The sequence below is a fragment of the Nakamurella sp. genome, from assembly GCF_048594475.1.
In the GTDB taxonomy this organism is placed as follows: Bacteria; Actinomycetota; Actinomycetes; order Mycobacteriales; family Nakamurellaceae; genus Nakamurella.
Map to the genome: position 1 here is coordinate 1 of NZ_JBMDXT010000460.1, position 3,994 is coordinate 3,994.

A 3,994-nucleotide genomic window follows, 5' to 3' on the forward strand; every position below is an offset into this window, starting at 1 on the left:
CGGCGCGACCGACCTCGACCCCCGCCCCGGCCACCTGGGCATGGCCACCATGCACGGCCGGGCCGCCGCCGAGGACGGCCACCTCGACGTCACCACCGCCCCCGGCGAGGGCACCACCCTGACCCTCACCGTCCCCGTCGACGCGCCGATGGCCTCGACCCCGCGCCCGATCGAGGCGGGATGATCCGCCCCGGGCCCGACCGGTCGGACCGGGCCGCGGACCTCAGAGCTTGCGGAGCCGGATCCGGCTGACCGAGTGGTCCGCGCCCTTGGTCATCACCAGGGTGGCCCGGCCGCGGGTCGGCTGGATGTTGCGCACCAGGTTCGGTTCGTTGATCGTCGTCCAGATCCGGTTCGCGGTCTGGACGGCCTCCTCGTCGGTCAGATCCGCGTAGCGGCGGAAGTAGGAGGTCGGATCGGTGAAGGCGGTCGAGCGCAGCCGCAGGAACCGTTCGATGTACCAGCGGCGCACGTCCACCGGGTTCGCGTCGACATAGATGGAGAAGTCGAAGAAGTCGGGCAGGGCGAGCACGCTGCGCCCGGTGTCGTCCGGCGAGGCCGGCTGCAGCACGTTCAGCCCCTCGACGATCAGCACGTCGGGCCGCCGGACGACGATCTCCTCACCGGGCACGATGTCGTACGTCAGGTGCGAGTAACGCGGAGCCCGCACCTCGGGCGCGCCCGACTTGACCTCGACGACGAACCGGAGCAGTGCCCGGCGGTCGTAGGACTCCGGGAAGCCCTTGCGGTGCATGAGGTCGCGTTCCTCGAGCACGGCGTTCGGGTAGAGGAACCCGTCGGTGGTGACGAGTTCCACCCGCGGCGTCGTCGGCCAGCGGGCGAGCATCTCGCGCAGGACCCGGGAGGTGGTCGATTTGCCCACCGCGACCGATCCGGCGACCCCGATGACGAACGGCGTGCGCTCGGTCCGCTCCTTGAGGAAGGTGGTCGTCACCTGGTGCAGGGCGTCCACCCCGCCCACGTACATGGTGAGCAGCCGGGACAGCGGCAGGTAGATCTGCTGGACCTCGTCCACGTCGATCGGGTCGCCGAAGCTGCGCAGCCGCTCGATCTCGGCCGCGGTCAGCGGCAGCGGGGTCGACTCGGCCAGCTCCGCCCAGACCGACCGGTCCATCTCGACGAACGGGGTCACTCCATGCCCGTTGAACAACGGCAGCCGCTGTCGTCGAGCCGGACGGGGGGACGGCGGGGTCACCGGTGTCACCGGGACATCGCTGTCATCAGCCACGGTGCGCCATTCTGCCGGGCCGGGCCGGGGCCGACCCCGCACATCGGCAGCCTTCCATGTGACCTGCGCCTCATCGATCCGCGGTGATCGATCGGCGGCCATCGATCGGCGGCCATCGATCGGCGGAGCCGGCGCCGGCGCGACCGGTGCCCGACGCCGGGGCCCCGCCGGCTCCTACCATGGGCGGCATGGCGCCACCGCAGGATCGTTCCCCGTCCCCGCTGCTCCACCTGCCCGGCGCGGTTCCCGCCCAGGGCCTGGACGAAGGCATCGCCTGGCACTACGGCGATCCGGTCGCCGAGCAGCGGGCCGCCGAACACCGGGCGGCGCTGGTCGACCGCTCGAACCGGGATCTCGTCGCCGTCACCGGCGAGGACCGGCTGACCTGGCTGCACTCGTTGACCAGCCAGCACCTGACCGACCTGCCCGACGGCGCGACCACCGCCGCCCTGGTGCTCTCCCCCACCGGGCACGTCGAGCACCACGCGGTGGTGACCCACCACGCGGGCACGGTCTACCTGGACACCGAACCCGGCGCCGGCCCCGCGCTGAGCGCGTTCCTGGACGGCATGCGCTTCTGGTCCAAGGTCGAGGTGGCGCCGGTGACGGACCTGGCCGTCCTCACCGTCGCCGGGCCCCGGGCCGCCGACCTGGTCGCGTCGATCGACCTCGGTGGGGGGTTCCGCCGGGTGGGTCAGGACGGCATCGACCTGCTGGTGCCCCGCCGCGAGCTCGGCGCGATCGCCGCCGCCCTGCGCTCGGCCGGGGCGGTGCCGGCCGGCAGCTGGGCCGCGGACGCGCTGCGCATCCCCACCCGCCGCCCGCGCTGGGGGGTGGACACCGACGAGAAGACCATTCCGAACGAGGTCAGCTGGCTGCAGACCGCGGTGCACCTGAACAAGGGTTGCTACCGGGGCCAGGAGACCGTGGCCCGGGTGCACAACCTGGGCCGGCCGCCGCGCCGCCTGGTCATGCTCAACCTGGACGGCTCGGCCGGCACGCTGCCCGAGACCGGCGACCCGGTCACCACCGGGGCCGGCCGGACGGTCGGCCGGGTCGGCACCGTCGCCCAGCACCACGAGCTGGGACCGATCGCGCTGGCCCTGGTCAAGCGGGCCGTCGAGCCGGGCATGCCGCTCCTGGCCGGACCGATCGACGCCACCGTCGATCCGGACGACGCCGTCGACGACGCCGACCGGCAGACCCCGGTCTCCGCCATCGACCGGCGGGCCTTCGGCCAGCTGCGGCGCGGGTGACGGGCGTGCCCGACCTGGTCACCCTGGACCTGATCGAGGACGCCGCGACGCTGATCCGGCCGCACGCCGTTCGGACCCCGCTGCTGCCCGGGCCGTGGCCGGAGCTCTGGCTCAAGCCGGAGAACCTGCAACCGATCGGCGCGTTCAAGATCCGCGGCGCGGTGACGGCGATCGCCCGGCTCGATCCGGACCGCCGGGCCGGCGGGGTGCTGGCCCATTCCTCGGGCAACCACGCCCAGGCCGTCGCCTACGCCGCGCGGGCGTTTGGCACCACCGCGCACATCGTCATCCCGGACAACGCCCCCGCGCGCAAGGTGCAGGCCACCCGGGACCTGGGCGCGACGGTGGAGCTGGTGCCGATCGAGCAGCGCTTCAGCCGGCCCGAGGAGCTGGCCGCGCAGACCGGCCGGCCGATGATCCCGCCGTTCGACCACCCGGACGTAATCTCCGGGCAGGGCACCGTCGGCCTGGAGATCGCCCAGGACCTGCCCGACGTCGACGTGGTGCTGGTCCCGGTCTCCGGCGGTGGCCTCATCTCCGGCGTCGCCGCCGCGATCACCGCGCTCGCCCCGCGGGCCCGGGTGATCGGGGTGGAGCCGGAGCTGGCCGGCGACGCGGCCGAGTCGTTCCGCGCCGGCCGCCGGATTCCGTGGACCCCGGCGCAGACGGCCCGCACCATGGCCGACGGGTTGCGCACCTTCACCGTCGGCGAGCTGCCGTGGGCCCACATCAGCACCCAGGTGCACGACATCGTCACGGTCACCGAGGACGAGATCGCCGACGCCACCCGGCAGCTGATCCTGCGGGCCAGGCTGGTCGCCGAGCCCAGCGGCGCCGTCACCACGGCCGCCTTCCTGCACCACCGGGACCGCTTGCCGCCCGGGCGCACGGTGGCCGTCCTGTCCGGCGGCAACATCGATCCGGGCGTGCTGCGCGGCCTGCTGGAGCAGGCATGAGTGGCCGCATCGAGGAGCCGGTGTCCGCCGGGCCCGGCGGCGTGGAACGACCGACGGTGTCCTCTCGACCGTGGCCGGACCCGACCGGCACCCTGATCAGCGTCGCGCCGGCCGCCTGCGAGCTCGGCCACCTGCTCCGGCTGGCCATCGACGCCGAACAGGTGGGAGCCACCCGGATCCACCTGGCGGTCGACCAGCCCGACGTCGTCGCCGCGGTGGCCGGCCTGCGCGGCCAGACCGACCTGCTGATCACGACCGATCCGGGGCATCCGGCGGCCGACCTGGTCGACCGGCTGCCGGCCGGCTTCACCGAACTCGTGCTGGACGGCGACGACCCCGTCGCGGTCACCGCCGAGGTCGCCCGGGTCGCCGGCGCCGGACCGTCGGGCGTGAGCCTGGGCGGACGCGGCCCGGCGGCGGTGGCGGTGCTGTTCGCGGCCATCGCCGTCGGCGCCGACCTGCTCGTCGGCAGCTCGCTGTCCCCCGCGCCGTCCCCGCCGGGCGCCACCGGCTCCGGCACCCCGGCCGGGCGG

The 3,994-nt window shown here is 74.4% G+C and carries 3 protein-coding genes and 2 pseudogenes; 4 read left to right on the forward strand and 1 reads right to left on the reverse strand.

Features of this window, described 5'->3' with window-relative positions; genetic code table 11:
• Positions 1-184, forward strand: a pseudogene (locus tag ACOJUF_RS20650) (hypothetical protein); the annotation flags it as partial.
• Between the two features lie 39 nt (positions 185-223).
• Here ACOJUF_RS20650 and coaA read toward each other — a convergent pair.
• Positions 224-1,153, reverse strand: coding sequence for a type I pantothenate kinase (gene coaA / locus ACOJUF_RS20655; RefSeq protein WP_420123697.1), 930 nt, complete (start codon positions 1,151-1,153; stop codon positions 224-226).
• Positions 1,154-1,437: 284 nt separating this feature from the next.
• On the opposite strand from coaA, the gene ACOJUF_RS20660 reads away from it, so the two are divergent.
• From ACOJUF_RS20660 to ACOJUF_RS20670, 3 genes and pseudogenes are all read left to right on the forward strand, one after another.
• Positions 1,438-2,505 carry a YgfZ/GcvT domain-containing protein gene (locus ACOJUF_RS20660; RefSeq protein WP_420123695.1) on the forward strand — a complete coding sequence of 356 codons (1,068 nt, stop codon included), beginning with the start codon at positions 1,438-1,440 and terminating at the stop codon, positions 2,503-2,505.
• 5 nt (positions 2,506-2,510) lie between these two features.
• Positions 2,511-3,461, forward strand: a complete 951-nt coding sequence (locus tag ACOJUF_RS20665) for a threonine ammonia-lyase (RefSeq protein WP_420123696.1) — start codon at positions 2,511-2,513, stop codon at positions 3,459-3,461.
• Positions 3,458-3,994: pseudogene (locus ACOJUF_RS20670) on the forward strand (hypothetical protein); the annotation flags it as partial. The gene ACOJUF_RS20665 and the pseudogene ACOJUF_RS20670, both read left to right, overlap by 4 nt.

What these genes read in the sequence shown, in the direction of transcription:
- ACOJUF_RS20660 (WP_420123695.1), top strand. Translation starts at nt 1,438, where the DNA reads ATGGCGCCACCGCAGGATCGTTCCCCGTCCCCGCTGCTCCACCTGCCC.